The organism is Streptomyces longisporoflavus (assembly GCF_014649775.1).
GTDB lineage: Bacteria > Actinomycetota > Actinomycetes > Streptomycetales > Streptomycetaceae > Streptomyces > Streptomyces longisporoflavus.
On sequence record NZ_BMTR01000013.1, the window covers coordinates 256,893 to 277,057 of the forward strand.

General features: G+C 72.0%; 18 protein-coding genes. 8 read left to right on the top strand and 10 right to left on the bottom strand.

Annotation, left to right across the window (positions count from 1 at the left end; translation table 11 throughout):
- Window positions 1-135 precede the first annotated feature (135 nt).
- The 3 genes from IE226_RS26515 to IE226_RS26525 all read right to left on the bottom strand — a co-directional run bounded on the left by IE226_RS26515 (window position 136) and on the right by IE226_RS26525 (window position 4,738).
- The gene (locus tag IE226_RS26515; protein ID WP_190083881.1) at window positions 136-999 is read right to left on the bottom strand and encodes an enoyl-CoA hydratase/isomerase family protein; all 864 of its coding nucleotides are present in this window, start codon (window positions 997-999) and stop codon (window positions 136-138) included.
- Window positions 1,000-1,096: 97 nt separating this feature from the next.
- Window positions 1,097-3,322 (bottom strand): acetate--CoA ligase family protein, encoded by a 2,226-nt coding sequence (locus tag IE226_RS26520; RefSeq protein ID WP_190083882.1) that lies wholly within the window; start codon window positions 3,320-3,322, stop codon window positions 1,097-1,099.
- A 240-nt stretch (window positions 3,323-3,562) separates the two neighbouring features.
- Window positions 3,563-4,738 carry a flavin-containing monooxygenase gene (locus tag IE226_RS26525; protein WP_190083883.1) on the bottom strand — a complete coding sequence of 392 codons (1,176 nt, stop codon included), beginning with the start codon at window positions 4,736-4,738 and terminating at the stop codon, window positions 3,563-3,565.
- Between the two features lie 252 nt (window positions 4,739-4,990).
- Here IE226_RS26525 and IE226_RS26530 point away from each other — a divergent pair, with 252 nt between their 5' ends.
- Both IE226_RS26530 and IE226_RS26535 read left to right on the top strand, forming a co-directional pair.
- Window positions 4,991-5,491 carry a Zn-ribbon domain-containing OB-fold protein gene (locus IE226_RS26530; RefSeq protein WP_190083884.1) on the top strand — a complete coding sequence of 167 codons (501 nt, stop codon included), beginning with the start codon at window positions 4,991-4,993 and terminating at the stop codon, window positions 5,489-5,491.
- A gap of 95 nt (window positions 5,492-5,586) precedes the next feature.
- The gene (locus IE226_RS26535; RefSeq protein WP_190083885.1) at window positions 5,587-6,480 is read left to right on the top strand and encodes a GNAT family N-acetyltransferase; all 894 of its coding nucleotides are present in this window, start codon (window positions 5,587-5,589) and stop codon (window positions 6,478-6,480) included.
- A gap of 33 nt (window positions 6,481-6,513) precedes the next feature.
- On the opposite strand, the gene IE226_RS26540 is transcribed toward IE226_RS26535, so the two are convergent.
- Together IE226_RS26540 and IE226_RS26545 are read right to left on the bottom strand one after the other, a co-directional pair.
- Window positions 6,514-7,200 carry a pyridoxine/pyridoxamine 5'-phosphate oxidase gene (locus IE226_RS26540; protein ID WP_190083886.1) on the bottom strand — a complete coding sequence of 229 codons (687 nt, stop codon included), beginning with the start codon at window positions 7,198-7,200 and terminating at the stop codon, window positions 6,514-6,516.
- A gap of 86 nt (window positions 7,201-7,286) precedes the next feature.
- Window positions 7,287-8,618 (bottom strand): thiolase C-terminal domain-containing protein, encoded by a 1,332-nt coding sequence (locus tag IE226_RS26545; protein ID WP_229871552.1) that lies wholly within the window; start codon window positions 8,616-8,618, stop codon window positions 7,287-7,289.
- A gap of 148 nt (window positions 8,619-8,766) precedes the next feature.
- Between IE226_RS26545 and IE226_RS26550 the strand changes: the two genes are divergently transcribed.
- Both IE226_RS26550 and IE226_RS26555 read left to right on the top strand, forming a co-directional pair.
- Window positions 8,767-10,134 carry an acyl-CoA dehydrogenase family protein gene (locus IE226_RS26550; RefSeq protein ID WP_190083887.1) on the top strand — a complete coding sequence of 456 codons (1,368 nt, stop codon included), beginning with the start codon at window positions 8,767-8,769 and terminating at the stop codon, window positions 10,132-10,134.
- Window positions 10,134-10,631 (top strand): nitroreductase family deazaflavin-dependent oxidoreductase, encoded by a 498-nt coding sequence (locus IE226_RS26555; RefSeq protein WP_190083888.1) that lies wholly within the window; start codon window positions 10,134-10,136, stop codon window positions 10,629-10,631. Before IE226_RS26550 ends, IE226_RS26555 begins: the two co-directional genes overlap by 1 nt.
- Before the next feature lie 126 nt (window positions 10,632-10,757).
- On the opposite strand, the gene IE226_RS26560 is transcribed toward IE226_RS26555, so the two are convergent.
- Complete coding sequence (locus tag IE226_RS26560; RefSeq protein WP_190083889.1) at window positions 10,758-11,405, bottom strand: TetR family transcriptional regulator; 648 nt, start codon at window positions 11,403-11,405, stop codon at window positions 10,758-10,760.
- Window positions 11,406-11,733: 328 nt separating this feature from the next.
- On the opposite strand from IE226_RS26560, the gene afsK reads away from it, so the two are divergent.
- Window positions 11,734-14,097 carry a protein serine/threonine kinase AfsK gene (gene afsK / locus IE226_RS26565; RefSeq protein WP_373307034.1) on the top strand — a complete coding sequence of 788 codons (2,364 nt, stop codon included), beginning with the start codon at window positions 11,734-11,736 and terminating at the stop codon, window positions 14,095-14,097.
- A gap of 188 nt (window positions 14,098-14,285) precedes the next feature.
- Here afsK and IE226_RS44225 read toward each other — a convergent pair whose 3' ends face one another.
- From IE226_RS44225 to IE226_RS26575, 3 genes are read right to left on the bottom strand one after another with little or no spacing between them, the layout of a single operon-like run.
- Window positions 14,286-15,056: an enoyl-CoA hydratase/isomerase family protein gene (locus IE226_RS44225; RefSeq protein WP_229871554.1), complete on the bottom strand. Its 771-nt coding sequence runs from the start codon at window positions 15,054-15,056 to the stop codon at window positions 14,286-14,288.
- A complete protein-coding gene (locus IE226_RS44230; RefSeq protein ID WP_229871555.1) occupies window positions 15,053-15,505 on the bottom strand; it encodes a Zn-ribbon domain-containing OB-fold protein in 453 nt (150 codons plus the stop codon). Before IE226_RS44230 ends, IE226_RS44225 begins: the two co-directional genes overlap by 4 nt.
- A gap of 59 nt (window positions 15,506-15,564) precedes the next feature.
- Window positions 15,565-16,716 carry a lipid-transfer protein gene (locus IE226_RS26575; RefSeq protein WP_190083892.1) on the bottom strand — a complete coding sequence of 384 codons (1,152 nt, stop codon included), beginning with the start codon at window positions 16,714-16,716 and terminating at the stop codon, window positions 15,565-15,567.
- A gap of 126 nt (window positions 16,717-16,842) precedes the next feature.
- Here IE226_RS26575 and IE226_RS26580 point away from each other — a divergent pair, with 126 nt between their 5' ends.
- The gene (locus IE226_RS26580; RefSeq protein ID WP_190083893.1) at window positions 16,843-18,447 is read left to right on the top strand and encodes a FadD3 family acyl-CoA ligase; all 1,605 of its coding nucleotides are present in this window, start codon (window positions 16,843-16,845) and stop codon (window positions 18,445-18,447) included.
- Here the strand turns inward: IE226_RS26580 and IE226_RS26585 are convergent.
- Window positions 18,444-18,827, bottom strand: a complete 384-nt coding sequence (locus tag IE226_RS26585) for a VOC family protein (protein WP_190083894.1) — start codon at window positions 18,825-18,827, stop codon at window positions 18,444-18,446. The genes IE226_RS26580 and IE226_RS26585 overlap by 4 nt on opposite strands.
- A gap of 109 nt (window positions 18,828-18,936) precedes the next feature.
- Here IE226_RS26585 and IE226_RS26590 point away from each other — a divergent pair, with 109 nt between their 5' ends.
- Together IE226_RS26590 and IE226_RS26595 are read left to right on the top strand one after the other, a co-directional pair.
- Entirely contained in the window at window positions 18,937-19,581 is a 645-nt protein-coding gene (locus tag IE226_RS26590; protein ID WP_190083895.1) for a TetR/AcrR family transcriptional regulator, read from the top strand.
- 14 nt (window positions 19,582-19,595) lie between these two features.
- The coding region (locus tag IE226_RS26595) for a PHP domain-containing protein (protein ID WP_190083896.1) at window positions 19,596-20,165 on the top strand (570 nt) is incomplete at its 3' end.

Below are 20,165 nucleotides of genomic sequence, written 5' to 3' on the forward strand. Positions count from 1 at the left end.
AGGGCGCGGAGGCCCGCATCGACGGCGGCGTTCTTAGGGTGCGTGGGGTGGGCGGGGCATGCGGGGCGTGCGGCGGTGGCCCGCGTACGGCGGGCAGCGGCCCGCATACGGCGGGCGGCTGCTTGCGTACGGCGGTCAGCGGCCCTTGTATGACGGTGAACGTCTCTCCACGAAGCTTGCGACGCCCTCGTTCGCGTCCGCCGTCGTCATGTTGATCTCCTGGGCCGCCGCCTCCGCCGCAAAGGCGGTGGCGCGGTCCGATTCGAGGGACGCGTTGACCAGCTGCTTTGTCATGGCGATGGCGCGGGTCGGTCCCGTGGCGAGGCGTTCCGCCCAGGCGCGGGCCGTCTTCTCCAGGTCGGCGGCGGGGACGACGCGGTTGACGAGGCCGAGGCGTTCGGCGTCCGAGGCCGGTACCGAGTCCCCGAAGAACATCAGCTCCTTCGCGCGCTGGGGCCCGACGAGACGCGGCAGCAGATAGGCGCCGCCGCCGTCGGGTACCAGTCCGCGGCGCACGAACACCTCGATGAACTTGGCCTGTTCGGCGGCGATGACGAGATCGCAGGCGAACGCGAGATGAGCGCCGATCCCGGCCGCGGTCCCGTTCACCGCGGCGATCACCGGCTTCTCGCAGTCGAGGACGGCGGCGATGAGGCGCTGGGCGCCCAGCCTGATCGTGCGGGCCACGTCGCCCGGCACGCGCTCGGTGGGGGCGGTGGCGCTGGTGGCGGCGGTGGCGGACGCGGGGGTTCCGCGAAGGTCGGCGCCCGCGCAGAATCCCTTGCCGGTCGCGGTGATCACGACGGCGCGGACGGCGGGGTCGGCGGAGGCGTCGGCGAGCAGCGAGATGACGCGTTCGCGCTGGTCCCGGGTGACGGCGTTCATCGCTTCGGGCCGGTTGAGGGTGATCCACGAGACCGCGTTGTCAGTGGTGTGGAGTACCAATGAGTCGTGGGGATCGGTTGGTGCAGTTCCGGCTTCGGGGGAGGTGCTTGTCATGGGGGAACGGCTCCGTTCGTTCATGTCGCGCTGCTGGATGACCGTGCGGGCGGGCGGGAAGCCTCCGCCGGCAGGCGGCGGGCCGGGTCCCGACCGCTCAGCGGCAGACGGCGAGAGCGTCAAGGGCGACCGCCCCCTGCCCCCTGGGCAGCACCATGAGCGGGTTGATGTCCAGCTCCGCCAGATCGTCGCCGAGCTCAAGGGCCATCCGCTGCACCCGCAGCACGACCTCGACGAGCGCGTCGACATCGGCCGGGGGCGCACCGCGGACCCCGTCGAGCAGCGGCCTCCCGCGCAGCTCGGAGAGCATCGCAAGCGCCTGCGACTCCCCGAAGGGCGGCACGCGCACGGCCACGTCCCGCAGAACCTCGACAAGGACACCGCCGAGCCCGACCGTCACCGTCGGCCCGAACAACTCGTCCTGCGTCACGCCCACCACCATCTCGACGCCCCGCTCCACCATCTGGCAGACGAGTACGCCGTCAAGGGCGACCCCCTCGTAGCGCGCGATGTCGGTCAGCTCCCGATAGGCGTCGCGCACCTGACTGGCCGAGGTGAGGCCGACCTTCACCAGGCCGAGCTCGGTCTTGTGGGCGAGCCGCGCCCCGGAGGCCTTCATCACCACCGGGTAGCCGACGAGCCCGGCCGCCCGCACGGCAGCCGCCGCACTGGTCACCAACTGCTCACGAGGTACGCGAATCCCGTACGCGCGCAGCAACTGCTTCGCCGCGTGCTCGCTCAGCTGCTGACCGGGCCGCATCAGGGCTTGGGCCTTGCGGAAGGAGGGCGAGGGCGTGCGGGGGGCTTCGGCGAAGGGGGAGCGGTAGCGGGTGGTGAACCGGTGGTGGTCCAGATAGGCGCGCACCGCCGTGATGCAGTTGGCGAAGGTGCGGAAGGTGGCGACGCGCGAGGAGCCGAGCAGCGTCGTGCGGTAGGCCTCCTCGGTGCCGACGGGCGAACCCCACACCACGCACACCAGCTTGTCCGTCTGCTCCGCCGCGTCCACCAGGTCCTGCGCCAGCTTGTCGCTCATCGGCGGGAAGGGCCCGGTGATGGGACAGATCAGCACCCCCACCTCCGGATCGTCCAGGATCGCGTCGATGATCTTCCGGCCGCGCCAGTCGCCCACCGGGTGCCCGCCGTTGTCGACGGGATTGGCGACGTTCAGATAGTCCGGTATCCACTGGTGCAGCTCCGCCTGCTTGGCCTCGGAGAGTGCGGGGAGCCGCAGGCCCGCCTCGGTCGCCAGGTCCGAGAAGTGCGCGCCCGTGCCGCCCGAGATCGAATACACCACGACGCCCTCGGCCTGCGGCGCCCGCGCCCGCGCCAACAGGGCCGAGGTGTCCTGGAGTTCGTCGAGCCCGTCCACGCGGATCACGCCGTACTGCCGCATCGCCGCGTCGACGACCGTGTCGGCTCCGGTGAGCTTGCCGGTATGTGAGGCGGCCATGCGGGCGCCGGTCTCGGTGCGGCCGACCTTGACCGCGACGACGGGCACACCGCGCTGGGCCGCGCGGTCGGCGGCGAGCAGGAAGGAGCGGCCGTCCTTGAGCCCCTCGACGTAGCAGGCGATGGCTCCGACCTCGGGGCGCTCGGCGAAGTAGGAGATGAAGTCGGCGGTCTCCAGGTCGGCCTCGTTGCCGGTGGGCGCCCAGTGCGAGAGGCGCACGCCGAGCTCCTGCATCGTGAAGACGGGGCGCCCCTGGTGGCCGGACTGGGTGATCAGGGCGATCGCCGGTCCTTCGAGGTCGTCGCGGAACATCTCGAAGGCGTTGAGGTTGGTGTTGGGCCCGAGCAGTCGCAGCCCGGAGCGCTCCACGGCGGCGGCCAGGCGGGCCTGCGCGGCAGCGCCCTCGGCGCCGGTCTCGGCGAAGCCGGAGGCGAAGGCAACGGCGAACTTCACCTTGGAGTCGGCGAGTTCCTCGATCACGGGAAGGGGGTCACTGACGAGGAGTACGGCCAGATCGACCTGTTCCGGCAGGTCCGCGACGGAGGGGAAACAGGGGGAGTCGAAGACGGACCGGCGGGTGGGGTGCACCGGGTACAGCCGGGTGCCGCCGCGCTCTGCCCAGTCCATGAGCTGGCGGGTGATGCCGGTGTTCGGCCGGCCTTCGGCGTCGGACGCGCCGATGACGGCGACCGACTCGGGGCAGAAGAACCGGTCCAGATCCGGTATGTCCGCATGCAGGGGACGGCCGCTCACGTCCAGGTCGTCCGCCGTGGCGGCCTGTCCGTGGACGGCGGGTGCCGGGGCTTCGCCGCAGGCCACGACGTGGGCGCGGCGGGGGTCGGTGGTGAAGGTGCCGTAAGTCGATCCAAGCATCGGTCCGCCCGCTCCTGTGTGACCTGTGTGGAAGGGAATGCAACTGACGCATAGTCAGATTACTGAACTGACGCTGTGTCAGGAACAGGGCGGGAGAAGTTGGGGGCTTCCCTTTGGCGGTGCGTGGGCCTTCCGGTCCGGGTTAGCAGTACCCGGGGGGCCCGGGGTGCTACTCCCCCTTCCGGGGGGCGGGGGTGTTGGAAGGGGGATTACCGGCCATGGGGGGTGGGTGCGGGTTGGTCAGGGGGTGGGGGGCAGGGTTTTCGCTATTGCCTTTGCGATCTTCTCGGCGTCCCGGGCCATCTCTCGGAGCATTCCGCTGATGGGGTTCGTGAAGCCGGTGAAGTAGAGGCCGGGGGCCGACTTCGGGGTGCGGGCGCCTCGTACGAGCGGCGTGCCCTTCGCGTCCAGTACGCCGAGATCGCCGAGGAGCGGCTCCAGGGCGCGGCGGTATCCCGTGGCGGCGATGACCGCGTCGGGGCAGATCCGCGTGCCGTCGGCGAGGACGACCTTGCCGTCCTCGAAGGACTCGACGGCCGCGACCGGTTCCACCCGGCCCTTGCGCACCGCGTCGATCAGGCCGACGTCCTGCACCGGGATGGCGCCCTCGTTGACGCGCGAGTACAGGCCGGTGTCGGGGCGCGGCAGCCCGTGCGCGGACAGATCGGGGACGCTCACCTTCGCGATCGGGCCCGCGAGCCGGTCGACGAGGGAGACGGGCAGCCTGCGGCAGAGGATGCCCGTGCGCTGCGCGGGCCACCCCGCCGTGGAGCGACGGACGATGTGCGGGGCGGTGCGCACCGCGAGGCGTACGCGCGCGGCGCCGCCCTCGATCAGGTCGACGGCGATCTCGGCGCCGGTGTTGCCGACGCCCACGACCAGGACGTCCTTGCCTTCGTAGGGGCGCGGCTCGCGGTAGGCGCTCGCGTGCAGGAGTTCGCCCGTGTACGTGTCGCGGCCCGGCCAGTCCGGCAGGTGGGGCGTGTGGTTGTACCCGGTGGCGATCACCACAGCGCTGCCGGTCAACTCCCGGCCGCCGGTGGCGTGCAGCAGCCAGCCGGGGCCGTCGGCGGCGCGCTGGACGCGGGAGACCTCGACGCCGGTGACGATCTCCAGCTCGTGGAACTCGGCGTACTTCTCCAGGTAGCGGGCCACGTTGTCACGTGACACCCACCGTCCGAAGGAGCGGGGTATCGCGAGGCCCGGCAGTGCGGAGAGGCGGCGCGTCGTATGCAGGCGGAGGCGGTCGTAGTGCCTGCGCCAGGAGGCGCCCACCCGGTCGGACTTCTCGAGCACGACCGCGCGCACGCCTTGTGCGCGCAGGGCGGCCGCCACGGAGAGGCCGCCGGGCCCGCCCCCGACGACGTACACGGGGCGGTCTTGTTGTGGCGCTTGTGGGGGAGTGGTGTCGGCCATGGACCTGAGAGTAATCACGTGGTCACTTGATGGGGGACGGTCAAGCCCCAAACCGGTTGCGAATTGATCACGGGTGTACGCGGCGGGCGCATGTCCGCGGACCGCGCGGCACGCAGGCCTGCCGACTCCGCGTACCGCCTCTTGCGTACGCCCCTTGCGCAGGCGGCGGGTGTGCGCTGAACTGACGGCCCGTCAGAAGTGGCCTGGGGCATCGGGGCATCGGGGCATCGTCAGGGAGGAGCTGGCCGCAGCATGGGGAGCACAGGAAGCACAGGAAGCACAGGAAGCACGGGGAGCGCAGGGAGCGCTGTGAACGCCGGGGGGCCTCGGTTCGATCTGCCAGAGCCCGACGCCTTCACCCGCCCCTACTGGGACGCGGCCTCGCAGGGACACCTCCTGGTCCGCCGCTGCGGCGGGTGCGGCAAGGCGCATCACTATCCGCGCGAGTTCTGCCCGTACTGCTGGAGCGAGGACGGCGTCTGGGAGCGGGCGAGTGGCCACGCCATGCTCTACACCTGGTCCGTGGTGCACCGGAACGACCTGCCGCCGTTCGGCTCCCGCGTCCCGTACGTCGCCGCGGTCGTCGACCTCGCCGAAGGCCCGCGCATGATGACGGAGGTCATCGGCTGCGAGGAGGCCGAGTTGCGGATCGGGATGGCACTGGAGGTCGCGTTCCGCGAGGCGGGGGAGGGGGGCAGTGAGGGGGCGGGGGCGACCGTGCCCGTCTTTCGCCGGGCGCGGGGAGTTCGGTGAGACGGGGGTCGCCGTGGTGCGAGGAACTGGGGTCGCCGTCGCGCAAGGACGGGGGTGTCCGTGACGCGGCGGCGTGGTGCGGGGGAGGATGAAGCATGCCCTCCTCAGACCCGTACGCCACCTACGCCACCTGGCAGTTGACGCCCGATCTGGAGCAGTTCCTCGGCCGCGCCGGAGAGTTCCTGCACTCCGACCCCGTCACGCACACCGTACTGCTCAGCGCCTGCGAGACCCTGCGCACGCACGGGCTCCACGTGTACGGCGGCGACGAACCCCACTTCGGAATCCGCGCCGGAGGCGACGGCGTCGTCGAGGGCGTCTTCGTGTGGACCCCGGCGCACCGGCTCGCGCTGAGCCCGCTCGCCGACAAGGCTGCCGCCGACGACCTCGCCGCGCTGCTCTCCGACGCGGGCGAGAAGCTGCCCGGCGTCGGTGCCGAACGGGACACCGCCGAGGCGTTCGCGCGGGCCTGGGAGCGGCACGCGGGGGTGAGTGCCGAAGTCGCCTTCCACGACAGGCTGTACCGACTTGGCACCCTCACCCCGCCCGGGCCCGCCCCGCAGGGCACCGCACGCGTGGCCGTCGAGGCGGACCGTGAGCTGCTGATGCGCTGGCACCAGGAGTTCGGCGAGGCCATGGGGGAACCCCGGTCGATGGGCTCCGGCACCTGGGCCGACACCCGCATCGCCTACGGAGGCATCACCCTCTGGGAGACCCCGGACGGCACCCCCGTGGCCATGTCGGGCCGCACGCGCCTGGTCGCGGGCCAGGTCCGGGTGGCCCCCGTCTACACCCCCGCGGCCCATCGCGGCCGTGGCTACGCCGGAGCCGCGACCGTCGAGGTCTGCCGTGCCGCGCTGGCCGAAGGGGCGGACGAGGTGCTGCTCTTCGCCGACACCGCCAATCCCACGAGCACAGGGCTCTACCAGCGGATCGGCTTCCGCCCGGTGCGGGACTTCGCGCAGTACAGCTTCAGCTTCACGCCCTGACCTGTACCTGCACCCATCTACGCCCGCCGCCCCTCACGGCCACAGCAGCTCCCTGTCCCAGCTGCCGTCCGCTCCCTTCCGGTAGCGCAGCCGTACGTGCCGGCGCCGGGTGTCGCCCTGGAAGAACTCGACCTCCGCCGGTTCGAGTACGTACAGCGTCCAGCTCGGGGCCGGGGCGTCCGGTTCGGCCTGGGCGTGTTCCCAGGCGGCCTGACTCGCGGCCACCAGATCCCCGTACGCCGGCAGTACCTCGCTCTGTCTGCCGACCAGGGCCGACGCCAGCGCGCCGGGCGACCGGCGTGCGAGATCGGCGCGGCTCTCGGCGGCGCTCGCCGCCGTGACCCGGCCGCGCACCCGGACCTGGCGGCCCTGGGCGGGCCAGTAGAAGCCGAGCGCCGCATCCGGGCGGGCAGCGAGCTGCCTGCCCTTCGCGCTGCCCGAGTGCGAACCGAAGTGCCAGCCCGACGCGTCCGCGTCGTGCAGCATCAGCGTCCGTACGTCGGGGCGGCCCGCGTCGTCCGCCGTCGCGAGGCTCATGGTGTGCGGCTCCACCTGCCCCGCCTCGGCCACGTCCACGAACCACTGCCAGAACAGTGCAAGCGGGTCGGCGGGAGCGGTCGCGGGGTCGAACGGCGGCAGTTCGGTGTCCCAGACGCGCAGTGAGCGCAGGAGTGCGCGGCCGTGGGCGGCGTCATCGGGCCTGGAGTCGGAGTCGTCCATCCGGCGAATCTACGGGAGTGATCGCACCCGCGGGGCGAGGGCGCCTCCGCAAGCTCCCCACCCCCGCGCCTCACCCCCTAACCCCCTCACCCCCGCCCCAGCACCACCGTCCCCGACGAGCAGAACCAGCCGCCCGTCCCCGACGCCACCGCCACCTCCGGAAGCCTGCCCCCCGACTTCCGCACCTGGCGGCCATCGCCTGCCTCGCCCCGTAGTTGACGTACCGCCTCCACCAGGAGGAACAGGCCGCGCATGCCCGGGTGCTGGGCGGACAAGCCGCCGCCGTCCGTGTTCGTCGGGAGTTCGCCGTCCCGCAGCAGGCGGCCCTTCTCCACGAACGCGCCGCCCTCGCCCTTCGCGCAGAAACCCAGGTCCTCAAGGGTCACCAGGGTCATGTAGGTGAAGGCGTCGTAGATCTGCGCCACGTCGACGTCACCGGGGCCCACTCCCGCACGCTCGAACGCCAGGCGCCCGCTCACCGCCGCCGGGGAGACCGTGAAGTCCTCCCACTCCGACATAGTCGTGTGCGAGACGTGCTCGCCGGTACCGAGCACCCAGACCGGGGTCGACGCGCAGTCGGCCACGTACTCCTCGGCCGCCAGGAGCACCGCGCAGCCGCCGTCGGAGCGTATGCAGCAGTGCAGCTTGGTGAACGGGTCCGCGATCATCGGGCCGCCGAGGACCTCGTCCACGGTGATCGGGGTGCGGTACATCGCGTCGGGGTTGGTCGCCGCGTTCGCCCGTGCCTGGACCGCCACGGAGGCGAGCTGTTCGAGCGTCGTGCCGTACTCGTGCATGTGGCGGCGCGCGGCCATCGCGTACTTGGAGATCAGGGAGTGGCCGTAGGGGACCTCGAACTGGAGGGGGCCGCGCGCGCCGAAGGAGAGGTTCGACGTGCGGCGTCCCGCCTTGATGTCCGCCCGCGCCGTCGAGCCGTAGACGAGGAGTACGGCGTTCGCGCGGCCCGCGGCGATCGCGTCCGCCGCGTGGGCCGCCATGACCTCCCAGGTGGCACCGCCGACGGAGGTGGAGTCGACCCAGCGCGGTCGCAGGCCCAGATACTCGGCGACCTCGACCGGGGCGAGCGTGCCGAGGCCCGCCGACGCGATGCCGTCGATGACCTCGCGGCCCAGGCCCGAGTCGGCCAGGGCGCGGCGGGCCGCCTGGGCGTGCAGGGCGTAGGGGGTGGCCTCGTCGACGCGGCCGCAGTCGGAGAGGGAGATGCCGACGACGGCCACCTTGCGCGGCCGGCCCGCCGCCGCGCCCGGCGCCGCGCCCGTCCTGGCAGGCTCCGCACCCGTCCCGGCAGGCTCCGCGCCCGTCCCGGCAGGCGCCGCGCCCGTGCCGAAAGGCGCAGTATCCGAGCCGGCAGGCGCCCCAGGGGCGCTGTGCGAGAAGGGAGTTGGCTGAGTTGGCATAAATCTGACGGTACATCAGATGTGCAGCGGGCAGGGAGGCGTTACGTGACGTCGTGACCCTGGGCATCTGCCCGGCGCGGTCTTAGCATGACGGCCCGTCAGATCTGGGTCGGCGGACATGGCCGCCGCCCCGGGGAGGAGCCCGCCGATGGACGCCGCCTTCACCGCGGAGCAGGAAGAAATCCGCCGCACCCTTCGTGAGCTCGTCACCAAACGCAGCGGCCCCGACGAGGTGAAGGCCGCGGTCCGCACCCCCGCCGGATACGACGCCGCCCTCTGGTCCGCCCTCGCCGAACAGCTCGGCCTGCCGGGCCTCGCCATCGCCGAGTCGTACGGGGGCGTGGGCTGCGGCCCGGCGGAGCTCGCCCTCGGCAGCGAGGAGCTCGGCCGGGCCCTCGCCCCCTCGCCCCTCTTCGCCACCGCCGTGCTCGCCGCCCCGCTCCTCCAGCGCCTGGGCACCGACGAGCAGCGGTCAGAGCTGCTGCCGCGCATCGCGACCGGCGGCCTCACCGCCGCGCTCGCCGTGCCCGGCACCGGCCTCGCCACCGCGCTCGGCCTCGTCGGCGACAACCTCGGCGACTGGTCGGGCGGCGGCCGTGCGGGCGGCGTGCAGGCCAAGCTCTCCGACGGGGTCTGGCGGCTCTACGGACAGGCCGAGCAGGTGCTCGACGGGCACAGCGCCGGGCTGCTCGTCGTGGCCGCGCACACGGGGGGCTTCGCCCGTTCTCGTACGCTGCTCTATCTGGTGCGTGAGGGGGCGGCGGGGCTCGTACGCACCCGGCAGACCTCCCTCGACGAGACCAGGGCGCAGGCCCGCGTCGAGCTGCGTGACGTGGCCGCCGAACTGCTCGGGGCCACCGACGACGCCGATGTGCCGGGCGCGCTCGCCGCGGTCGGCGACACCGCGGCCACGGTGCTCGCGGCCGAGGCCGTGGGCGCGGCGGACCGGGCCCTTGAGCGCACGGTGGAGTACGTGAAGCAGCGCGAGCAGTTCGGGCGGGCGATCGGGTCCTTCCAGGCCGTGAAGCACCGGCTCGCGGACGTGTATGTGCGGGTGCAGGCGGCGCGGTCGGCGGCGTACTACGCGGCGTGGGCAGCGGGGGCGGGCCCCGGACCGGCGGAGGCGGGCTCCGTGCCGGGCGGGGCGGGGTCCGGGCAGGCGGGCGGGCTCGCGCTCGCGCAGGCGCTGGACGCGCTGCGCACCGCCGCGTCGGAGGCCGTACAGCTGCACGGCGGCATCGGCTTCACGTGGGAGCACGAGGCGCATCTGTACTTCAAACGGGCGTCGAGCGACGAGCTGCTCTTCGGGCCCGTGCACCGGCTGCGGGCGCGCGCGGCGGAACAGGCCGAGCTGTTCACCGCAGCGGAAGCCCCCGCAGTGGAACCCCCGGCAGCGGAAGCCCCCGCAGTGGAACCCCCGGCAGCGGAAGCCCCCGCAGCGGAAGCCCCGGCCGGGAAAGCCCCCGCCGCGACAGCCCCGCCCGCCGGCCCCGCGCAACCGACGGCGGCCCTCTGATGGCGCCCGGCGGCCGGTCGGCGGCCCCCGGCGTCCGGCTCGTGCAGAAGGTGTCGTCCACCAGGGCCTTCGCGAAGATCGCCCCGCATGTCGTGCCCGCGATGGACCGCACGGTGCACCGCCTCACGCGCGGCAAGGTGCTGCTCAGCGCGAAGATGCTGCCGGGGCTGGTCCTGACGGTCCGCGGCGCCAAGAGCGGTCTGCCGCGGCGCACGCCGCTGGCCTGCATGCCGGAGGAGTCGGGGAGTTGGATACTCGTCGGCTCCAACTTCGGGCGGCCGGGGCATCCCGCCTGGACCGGCAACCTCATCGCCCGTCCGGACGCCGACGTCAGCTGGCGGGGCACGGACATACCGGTCAGGGCGCGGCTGCTGGAAGGGGACGAGCGGGCTGCGGCATGGGACGCGGCGCTGAAGTTCTGGCCGCCCTACGCGACGTACCAGTCACGGGTGGAGCGGGAGATCCGTGTGTTCCGCCTGGAGCGGCGTAAGGAATAGGCACGCGCGGCGCGGCGGCCGGCTCGGCGGCCGGGGAACACAGCGGCGGACCACTGGAACGCCGTGGTCCGCCGTTGTGGTGACAGGACTTGAGGAAGCGTCAGAAGTGACGTATCGGGAAATGCCCTACTTCGTCGGCTTCTTACCTGTTACCCCCAGATGCACCAACAGCGCGAGGTTCGGCTTCAGTTCGGCCTGCTTGACGCCCCACGTCTGGAAACCGCGCTGGTGCGAGGCGACCGCGGCGAGCATCGCCACCAGGGAGCCCGCCATCGCCGCGGGGTTCACGTCCTTGTCGACCTTGCCCTTGGCCTGGAGCTCCTTGACCGTGTCGGTAAGGGAGTTGTTGACCGAGTTCAGGATCTTCATACGGAGCTTGTAGAAGCGCTTGTCGCCCTCCGCCGCGCCCAGATCGACGACCCGGAGGATCGCGTCGTTCTTGCGCCAGAATTCGAGGAAGCCCTCGACCAGCTCCTGCGAGGTCTGCCATCCCGCCTTGCCGACCCAGGAGCGGCCGTCGAGGAGCTGGGTCAACCCGGCGCCCTCCGTGGCCATTTGCTCGGCGATCTCGAGGACGGCGCCTTCCACGTCGGGGAAGTACTGATAGAAGGTCGCGGGTGAAGTCCCCGCCTTCCGGGCGACGTCGATGACTTTGACGTCCCGGTAGGGCGAGGAGCTGAGCATCTCGCTGAGGCAGTCGAGCAGCTTCTGACGCGTCGCCTGACCGCGCCGACCGGCCACGCGGCCGTCGACGGTACGTACCTGTCCTGTCATGCCGTCAGCTTACCGAGGGGTGATCGGAGCGCGATTCGGCCGAGTGCAAATGGGGTTGGGGGCGGAGTTGAGGGCAGTATTCCGCTCCGCCTCGCGCGCCGGTCCGGTGTCCTGATGAAATAGGTCACGTGTTCGAATCAGGTTTCGCTCCCATATCTCCTCCTTCTCGGCGCCTTCTTTGTCCCACAACACCCCGATCCCGCCCCGGGTTCGCAACCGCCGCCCCGGACAGGAAGAATCAGGGTGCGTGCCGCCGGAGCGGCTCGGTGGTGAGACGCTGCACGGGGCCGCTCATACGGCGCCCGGGTACGGGGAGGTGGCAGGGCAAGTGGTGGATCAGCTGACGCAGCACGATCCGAGGCGGATCGGCCCGTTCGAGGTGCTCGGCCGGCTCGGAGCCGGTGGCATGGGCCTTGTCTACCTCGCGCGCTCCGCGTCAGGGCGGCGCGTGGCGATCAAGACGGTCAGGACCGAGCTCGCCGAGGACCAGCTGTTCCGCGTCCGCTTCACGCGCGAGGTCGAGGCGGCACGGGCCGTGTCCGGTTTCTATACGGCCGCCGTCGTGGACGCCGACCCGCGCGCGGCGGTGCCGTGGCTGGCCACCGCGTACGTACCCGCCCCCTCGCTCGAAGAAATAGTGAATGAACACGGGCCGCTGCCCACCCAGGCGGTGCGCTGGCTCGCGGCCGGCGTCGCCGAGGCCTTGGAGTCCATCCACGGCGCGGGCCTCGTCCACCGTGACCTCAAGCCCTCGAACGTCCTCGTGGTGGAGGACGGGCCGCGCGTGATCGACTTCGGCATCGCGTCCGGCGTCTCGAACACCCGGCTGACCATGACGAACGTCGCCGTGGGCACGCCCGCGTACATGTCGCCCGAGCAGGCGAAGGACTCACGCAGCGTGACCGGCGCGAGCGATGTCTTCTCGCTCGGCTCGATGCTCGTCTTCGCCGCCACGGGGCACGCGCCCTTCCACGGGGCCAACCCCGTCGAGACCGTCTTCATGCTGCTCCGCGAAGGCCCTGACCTGGCCGGACTGCCGGACGAGCTGCGCCCGCTCATCGAGACGTGCATGCAGATGGAGGCGCCGCTGCGGCCCAGCCCCGCCGACCTCCAGGCCCAGCTCGCCCCGCACCTCTTCGCCTCGGAGAGCGAGGACGGCGACAGCGGCACCGCGTCCGCGTGGCTGCCGGAGCGTGCCGTCGCGCTGATCGAGGCGCGCCGGGGCGGCCGTCCGCCCGCGCGGGCCGCGCTCGCGTCCTCCGGGCGCAGCGGCGGCCGTGGCGGTGCCCCCGCCGTCGCGGCTCCGCCGCCTCCGCGGCACGCGCCGCCGGTGCCGCCGACGCAGCCGCCGCCCTTCGGGGGCGTGCCGGACGCCGGCCCCGTGCATCTCGCCGGGGCGAAGGTGCCGATCGGGCCGGGGCCGCGGGTGGCCGACGCGCGCGCCGCCGCCGGGAGCGCGCCGCCCGCCGATGCCGGGCTCGCCGCTTCGTGGTCGCGGTCCAAGGCCGCGGTGAACGGCGCCGACCCCGTGGTGCCCGCCCCTGCCCCGGCGCCGGACGCGGGCGCCGCCTGGCGGCCCTGGCGGTTCCGTATGTCCAACGACGTGTGGGGCACCCCCGCCGTCGCGGGCAAGCTGGTCTACGTCACGTCCTTCGAGGTCCACGCCCTGGACGTCGGCACGGGCCGGCGCAGCTTCAAGACGCGGGACGTCGCCTGGTCCATGGCGGTCGCCGACGGGCGCATCCACGCCTCGGACGGTCCCACCCTCTACGCCCTCGACGGCGCCGACGGCACCGACCTGTGGCGCCTGAACACCGACGCCTGGGTGTACTCCCTCCAAGCCGACCGCGGCACGGTCGTCACCGGCACGCGCGGCGGCGGCGTACAGGCATGGGAGGCCGCGAACGGGCAGAAGCTCTGGGAGATCACCGGGGCGCAGACCGACTTCGAGACCCCGGAGGCGGGACCCGTCGTCCACGACGGCACGGTCTACGTCTGGAAGGACGCGCGCCTGCGTGCCCTGGAGGCCCGTACGGGCGACGAGCGCTGGTCGTACCCCATCGGCGACGCGGCGTCGTGCGGCGGCGTACCGGTGCGGCTCGCGCCCGCGCAGGACGGGTACGTGTACGTGTCCGCCGGGACGCGCGTCCTCGCCATCGACGTGGCCGGGGGCCATGTCCGCTGGCACTTCGAGGCGCCCGCCGCCTTCCTGTGCCCGCCCGCGTTCGCGCCGGGGCCCGCCGTCACCGGCGGCGGCGTGTACCTCGCGGACTACCTCGGGACCGTGTACGCCCTCGATGCCACGGACGGCCGCGACCGCTGGCGCATCGCCACGGAGTCCCGGGCGTCCATCGAGCCGGTCCTGGTCGCCGACGGCCATGTGCACGTGGGCAGCGGCAAGGGGCTCTACACGCTGGACGCGGTGACGGGGACGCCCAAGTGGCGGTTCCAGGCCGGTGGCGAGGTCGTCGGCGCGCCCGTCGTCGCCGACCGGCGCATTCACTTCGGTTCGACGGACCACCTGCTGTACACCCTGAAGGCGGACGACGGCCGCCTGCGCTGGAAGCTGGCCACGGGCGGCGAGATCACCGGGGCGCCGGTGGTGCGGGACGGCGTCGTGTACGCGTGCAGCAAAGACCGGTGTGTGTACGCGCTGGACGCGGAGCGGGGGACGGGCACCGCGCGGTCCTAGCGGACCCGGCCACCCTTCTGCCCCGCGTCGTGACGGCCGTCGCACCAGTTCTGGAAGGGGCTCCGGACGGCGGCCGTCCACTCGTGACGTTACGCCGTGTGCATGAACCCTGCCAGGCGGGGGACGGGACTCCGGGCCGCGTGCGAGGCGCGGGGAGTGCCCTCGCTCACCTGGTGCTCACCTGCTGCTCACCTGGTACGGAACCCGCTGCCTCGCCCCGTGAACAGCCCCGCCTGCCGCTCCGGGGACAGGTTGCCGAGGGCTATGAGGTGCGGCGCCTGGGCCAGGGCCTGGGTGCGGGCGGCCTCCTTCGCCGCCCAGAGCGCACGTACGGTGCCCTGGACCGGCTCGGCGGGGTACGAGGCGATGACCTCGGCCGCGTGGGTGGCCGCCACCAACAGGCCCTCGGACGAGGTGAGTTCGGAGACCAGCCCCGTCTCGTACGCCCGCCGCGCCGAGACCCGCTCGGCCGTACCCATCAGCGACATCCTGGCGACCTCGCCGAGCGGCATGCGCTGCGCCATGAGGATCGCCTCGTACGCGCTGACCATGCCGTACGTGGTGTGCGGGTCGAAGAACGTGGCGTGCTCGGCGGCGACGACGAACTCCGACTCGCCCAGGAGGTAGAAAGCGCCGCCGCACGCCATGCCGTTGACGGCGGCGATGACCGGCTTCCACAGGTCGTTCGCCTTGGGGCCCACGGAGAGGAGCGGATCGTCCATCGAGTAGGGCGAGCCCGGCTGCGGTACGTCGGCGTCGCGGTCGATGCCCGTACAGAACGCCTTGTCCCCGGCGCCGGTGAGCACGATCGCCCGTACGGAGTCGTCGGAGCGGAACTCCCGCCAGGTCGTGCGGAGTTGCCCTGCCGTCTCCAGGTCGATGGCGTTGTGCCGGGCGGGCCGGTCGAGCGTGACGACCGCGACGCCCGTCTCTTTGTCGAACGCCGTACGCAGGCTCACGGCCGCTCCAGGAGCCAGCGCGGCATCGCGATCCCGCCCACGTCGGTGAACGCCACCTGCACCTTCGCGCCGATCCGCAGGCGCTCCGGGGCGACGGAGTCCAGCGGGGCGTCCGGGGCCGCGACGAGGTTGCCGACCAGGCGGATGCGGGGGGCGTCGGCCAGCTCGACGATGATCGCGTTGTAGGGGGCGTGTGCCGCGTACGCGGGGAGCAGGGGCGGGTGTGGTCTTACGTAGGACCAGATGCGGCCGCGGCCGCTCATGCGTTGCCACTTGGCTCCGAAGGACTGGCAGTGGGGGCAGCAGGGCCTCGGCGGGAACCTCAGCTCGTCGCAGGCGGTGCAGGCTTGTATGCGGAGTTCGCCTCGGGCGGCGTACTCCCAGAAGGGGGCGCCGTCCGTATCGATGGTGGGGGACAGCAGGGGCTCGGTCGTCGTCGCGTCTGCCATGTTGCGGCCTCTTCCGGGTGCGGGTCTGATGTGGCTGATCGCGCGGTTCCCCGCGCCCCTTAAGGGGCGCGCAGGAGTACCGCCGATGTCGGGACGCCCTCGCCCGCCGTGACCAGGCAAGTAGCCGCATTCGGCACCTGCGCCGTACTCGTGCCCCGCAGCTGCTTCACGCCCTCGTTGATGAGGTTGAAGCCGTGGACGTACGCCTCGCTCAGGCCGCCGCCCCCGGTGTTGATCGGCAGCCGGCCGCCGCTCTCCAGCGCGCCGCCCTCCGTGAACGCGCCGCCCTCGCCCCGGCCGCAGAAGCCGTAGCCCTCCAGGGAGAGCGGGATGAGCGGGGTGAACGCGTCGTAGATCTGCGCCACGTCCACGTCCTGGGGGGCGAAGTCCGCCTGCTTCCACAGGTGCCGGGCCGCTGTCCAGGCCGGGCCGGTCAGCGGGTCGTCGTTCCAGTAGTTGACCATTCCGTGGTGCTGCGCGGGCAGGCCCTGGGCGACGGAGTGGACGTAAACGGGCTTCTGGCGGCAGTCCCGCGCCCGCTCGGCGGAGACGATTACGCAGGCCAGCGCGCCGTCCGTCTCCAGGCAGTTGTCGAAGAGGCAGAGCGGCTCGCTGATCCAGCGGGACGACATGTACATCTCGCGGGTCAGCGGGCGGTCGTACATCATCGCGGCCGGGTTCTGGTTCGCCCGGTTCCTGCACGCGAGGGCGACGTTGAAGAGGTGGTCGCGGGTCGCCCCGTACTCGTGCATGTAGCGGCGCGCCAGCATGCCGATCTCGTCCGCCGGGCGCAGCAGTCCGAAGGGGCGCGTCCACTGGGCGGGGGTGGGGAGTTGGACCGCGGTGTTCTTCCAGGGGCGCGGCCCGCTGCCCCGCTTCCTGGACCGCCAGGCGACGCCCACGCTCGCCTGTCCGGTGGTGATGGCCGCCGCGAGATGCGCGAGGGTGGCGCACGAACCGCCGCCGCCGTAGCCGACCTTGCTGAAGAAGGTCACGTCGCCCGCGCCGATCGCCTTGGCGACCTCGACCTCGTCCGTCTCCTCCATCGTGTACGAGGCGAACGCGTCGACCTCCGACGGAGCGATGCCCGCGTCGTCGAGCGCGGCGGTGATCGCCCGGCAGGCCAACGTCTTCTCTTCCTCGGGCAGTTGCTTGGCGAACGCGGTCTGCCCGATTCCGACTATCGCTGTAGCGTCTTTGAGTGAAGCCATGGGCAACGGCACCTCCGCGAGTGGCGAGGCCCCGGGGCTTCGCCATACGTCGTCCCGACTGCTGACAGCGCGTCAGGTTACAGCTAATCTGACGGATAGTCAGCTACTGCGGCGGAGGGGCTTGAGATGCGCGGCGACCTGGAGTGGGGCAGCATCCCGGGACTGGTCCGGGCGGCCGCCGAGCGGTACGGAGACCGGGAAGCGGTCGTCGAGGGCCGCACCCGCGTCTCGTACGCCGAGCTCGGCCGGCGCGTGGAGCGGGCCGCTGCCGCGTGTATCGCCAACGGGGTCGACGCCGGGGACAGAGTGGCCGTCTGGGCCCCCAACACCCTCGACTGGATCGTCTCCGCGCTCGGCGCGGTATCGGCGGGCGCGGTCCTCGTCCCCCTCAACACCCGCTTCAAGGGCACGGAGGCGTCCTACGTCCTGCGACGCAGTCGCGCGAAGCTGCTCTTCGTGACGGGCACGTTCCTCGGCACGTCGTACGTCGCCTCGCTGCGCCGCGCGGCGGCGGACGGAGAAGGGGGCGGTCCGCTGCCCGGCCTCCCGCACCTGGAACAGGTCGTGGTCCTCTCCGACGACGCCCCGGAGGACTTCCGCACCTGGAAGGATTTCCTGGCCGGCGGCGACGGGGTGAGCGGCAGTGACGTACGGGCGCGCGCGGACGGCGTCGACGGAGCGTCCCCCTCGGACATCATCTACACCTCCGGCACCACGGGCCGCCCCAAGGGCGCGGTCATCACCCACGCCCAGACCCTGCGCTGCTACGGCATCTGGAGCGACCTCGCGGGCCTGCGCGAAGGCGACCGCTACCTCATCGTGAACCCCTTCTTCCACACCTTCGGCTACAAGGCGGGGATCATCGCCTGCCTGATGCGCGGCGCGACGATGATCCCGCAGCCGGTCTTCAACGTGGACACGGTCCTGGCGAACGTGGCGGCGGAACGCATCTCGGTCCTCCCCGGCCCGCCCACCCTCCACCAGTCCCTCCTCGACCACCCCGCCCGCGACCAGCACGACCTGTCGGCCCTGCGCCTGGTCGTGACCGGCGCGGCGGTGGTCCCCCTGCAACTGGTCGAGCGCCTGCGCGCCGAACTGCACATCGCCACGGTCCTCACGGCGTACGGCCTCTCGGAGGCCAGCGGCATCGTGACGATGTGCCACCAGTCGGACGCGGCGCGGACCATCGCGTCCACCTCGGGCCGGGCCATCCCGGACACGGAGGTACGCGTGGTGAGCCCCGGCGGCGAGGCCCTCTCGCCGGGCCACCCGGGAGAGATCCTGGTCCGCGGACACAACGTCATGCGGGGCTACTTCGAGGACCCCGCGGAGACGAAGAAGGCGCTGACGCCGGACGGTTGGCTGCGTACGGGAGATGTCGGGGTCCTCGACGAGGCGGGCAACCTGCGCATCACTGACCGGATCAAGGACATGTTCATCGTCGGCGGCTTCAACGCCTACCCCGCGGAGATAGAGCAGCTCATCGGCGTGCATCCGCAGGTGGCGGACGTGGCGGTGATCGGCGTTCCCGACCCGCGGCTCGGCGAGGTGGGCAAGGCGTACGTGGTGCGCCGGCCGGGGGCGGTCCTCACCTCCCACGACCTGATCGCGTGGTCACGCCGGGAGATGGCGAACTACAAGGTCCCCAGGGAGATCGAGTTCGTGACGGAGCTGCCGAGGAACGCGAGCGGCAAGGTCCTGAAGGGCGAACTGCGCAACAGACGGCGCTAGTTGCTGATCTTCTCGCGCTCGGCGGTACTGCACTCGACGCAGAACTCATTGCCCTCAGGATCGGTGAGCGTGACCCAGCCGCGCCCGTCGGGCTTGCGGTGATCGCCCACGATCTCGGCGCCGAGCGCGACGACCCGCTCGACTTCTTCGTCACGGGTCCGGTCCTGCGGTTGCAGGTCGACGTGCACGCGGTTCTTGACGGTCTTCGTCTCCGGCACGGTCACGAAGAGCATGGTGATGCCGTCAGCGCTGACCAGGGCCTCCGGATCACCGGGAAAGTCGTCGTCGGCGATCTTCCCCCCGAGTATCGCGGCCCAGAAGGTGCCCTGACGGTAGGCGTCGGAACAGTCGAAGGTGAGGTGGCGCACTAGAGATGCCATGGGCGGCACTATCCGCGAGGGGGGTCGGGGCTGTCCATCGAGTTCTCTTGAACGGCTGTTCTGAATGGTCGTTCTGAACGAACGTTCAAGACTGTTGTACGGTGAGGGCATGGGACACCGAGAACAGCTGATGACCGGCGCCAAGCGATGCCTCCAGGAGCGCGGGTACGCCCGCACGACCTCGCGGGACATCGCCGCCGCCGCGAACAACGCGCCCGTGGGGACGATCAACTACCACTACGGGTCCAAGGAGGCGCTGCTCAACGCCGCCCTCCTGGAGACGCTCATGGAGTGGGGCACGGCGGTCATGGGCACGCCGGTGGGTGCGGAGGGTGACGCGCCCGAGCAGTCCGAGCAGTCCGAGCAGTCCGCGCGGCCCGATGGCCCGGAGCCCCTGGAGCGGATGTGGGCCCGCATCATCGGCTCGTCGGCCACGGACCGGCCCATGCTGGTCGCGTCCACCGAGGCCTTCACCCAGGCCGAGCGCGCCCCCGAGATCCGCGAGCAGATCGCCGCCGCGTACGAGCGCGCCCGCCCCGAGATGGCCGCCCGCCTGCACGGCATCGACGCCGACGACGACCCGGAGACGGCCCGCGCGGTCGGCTCGGTCCACATGGCCCTGGTCGCGGGCCTGACCCAGCAGTGGCTCATCGACCCCGACTACGCGCCGTCTGCCTCCGACGTGGCGGCCGGTCTGCGCGTCATCGCCCGGCGCCTCGAAGAGGAAGCCGGGCCCACTCCGGCCGCCGACTGACGACGGGAGCGGAAGTGCCGAAGCCGTTCACCCACCTGCACGTCCACACCCAGTACTCGCTTCTCGACGGTGCCGCGCGGCTCGGCGACCTGTTCAAGGCCTGCGCCGAGCTGGGCATGTCGCACATCGCGATGACGGACCACGGCAATCTGCACGGGGCCTACGACTTCTTCCACCAGGCTCAGGACGCGGGCGTGACGCCGGTCATCGGCATCGAGGCGTACGTCGCCCCGGAGTCCCGCCGCGACAAGCGGAAGGTGAAATGGGGCCAGCCGCACCAGAAGCGCGACGACGTGTCCGGCTCGGGCGGCTACACGCACAAAACCCTCTGGGCGGCGAACAGCACCGGTCTGCACAACCTCTTCCGGCTCTCCTCGGACGCGTACGCGGAAGGCTGGCTGCAGAAGTGGCCGCGCATGGACAAGGAGACCCTGGCCAAGTGGTCGGAAGGGATCATCGCCTCCACGGGCTGCCCTTCCGGGGAGCTCCAGACCCGTCTGCGGCTGGGCCAGTTCGACGAGGCCCGCAAGGCGGCCGGTGAGTACCAGGACATCTTCGGCAAGGACCGCTACTTCCTGGAGCTG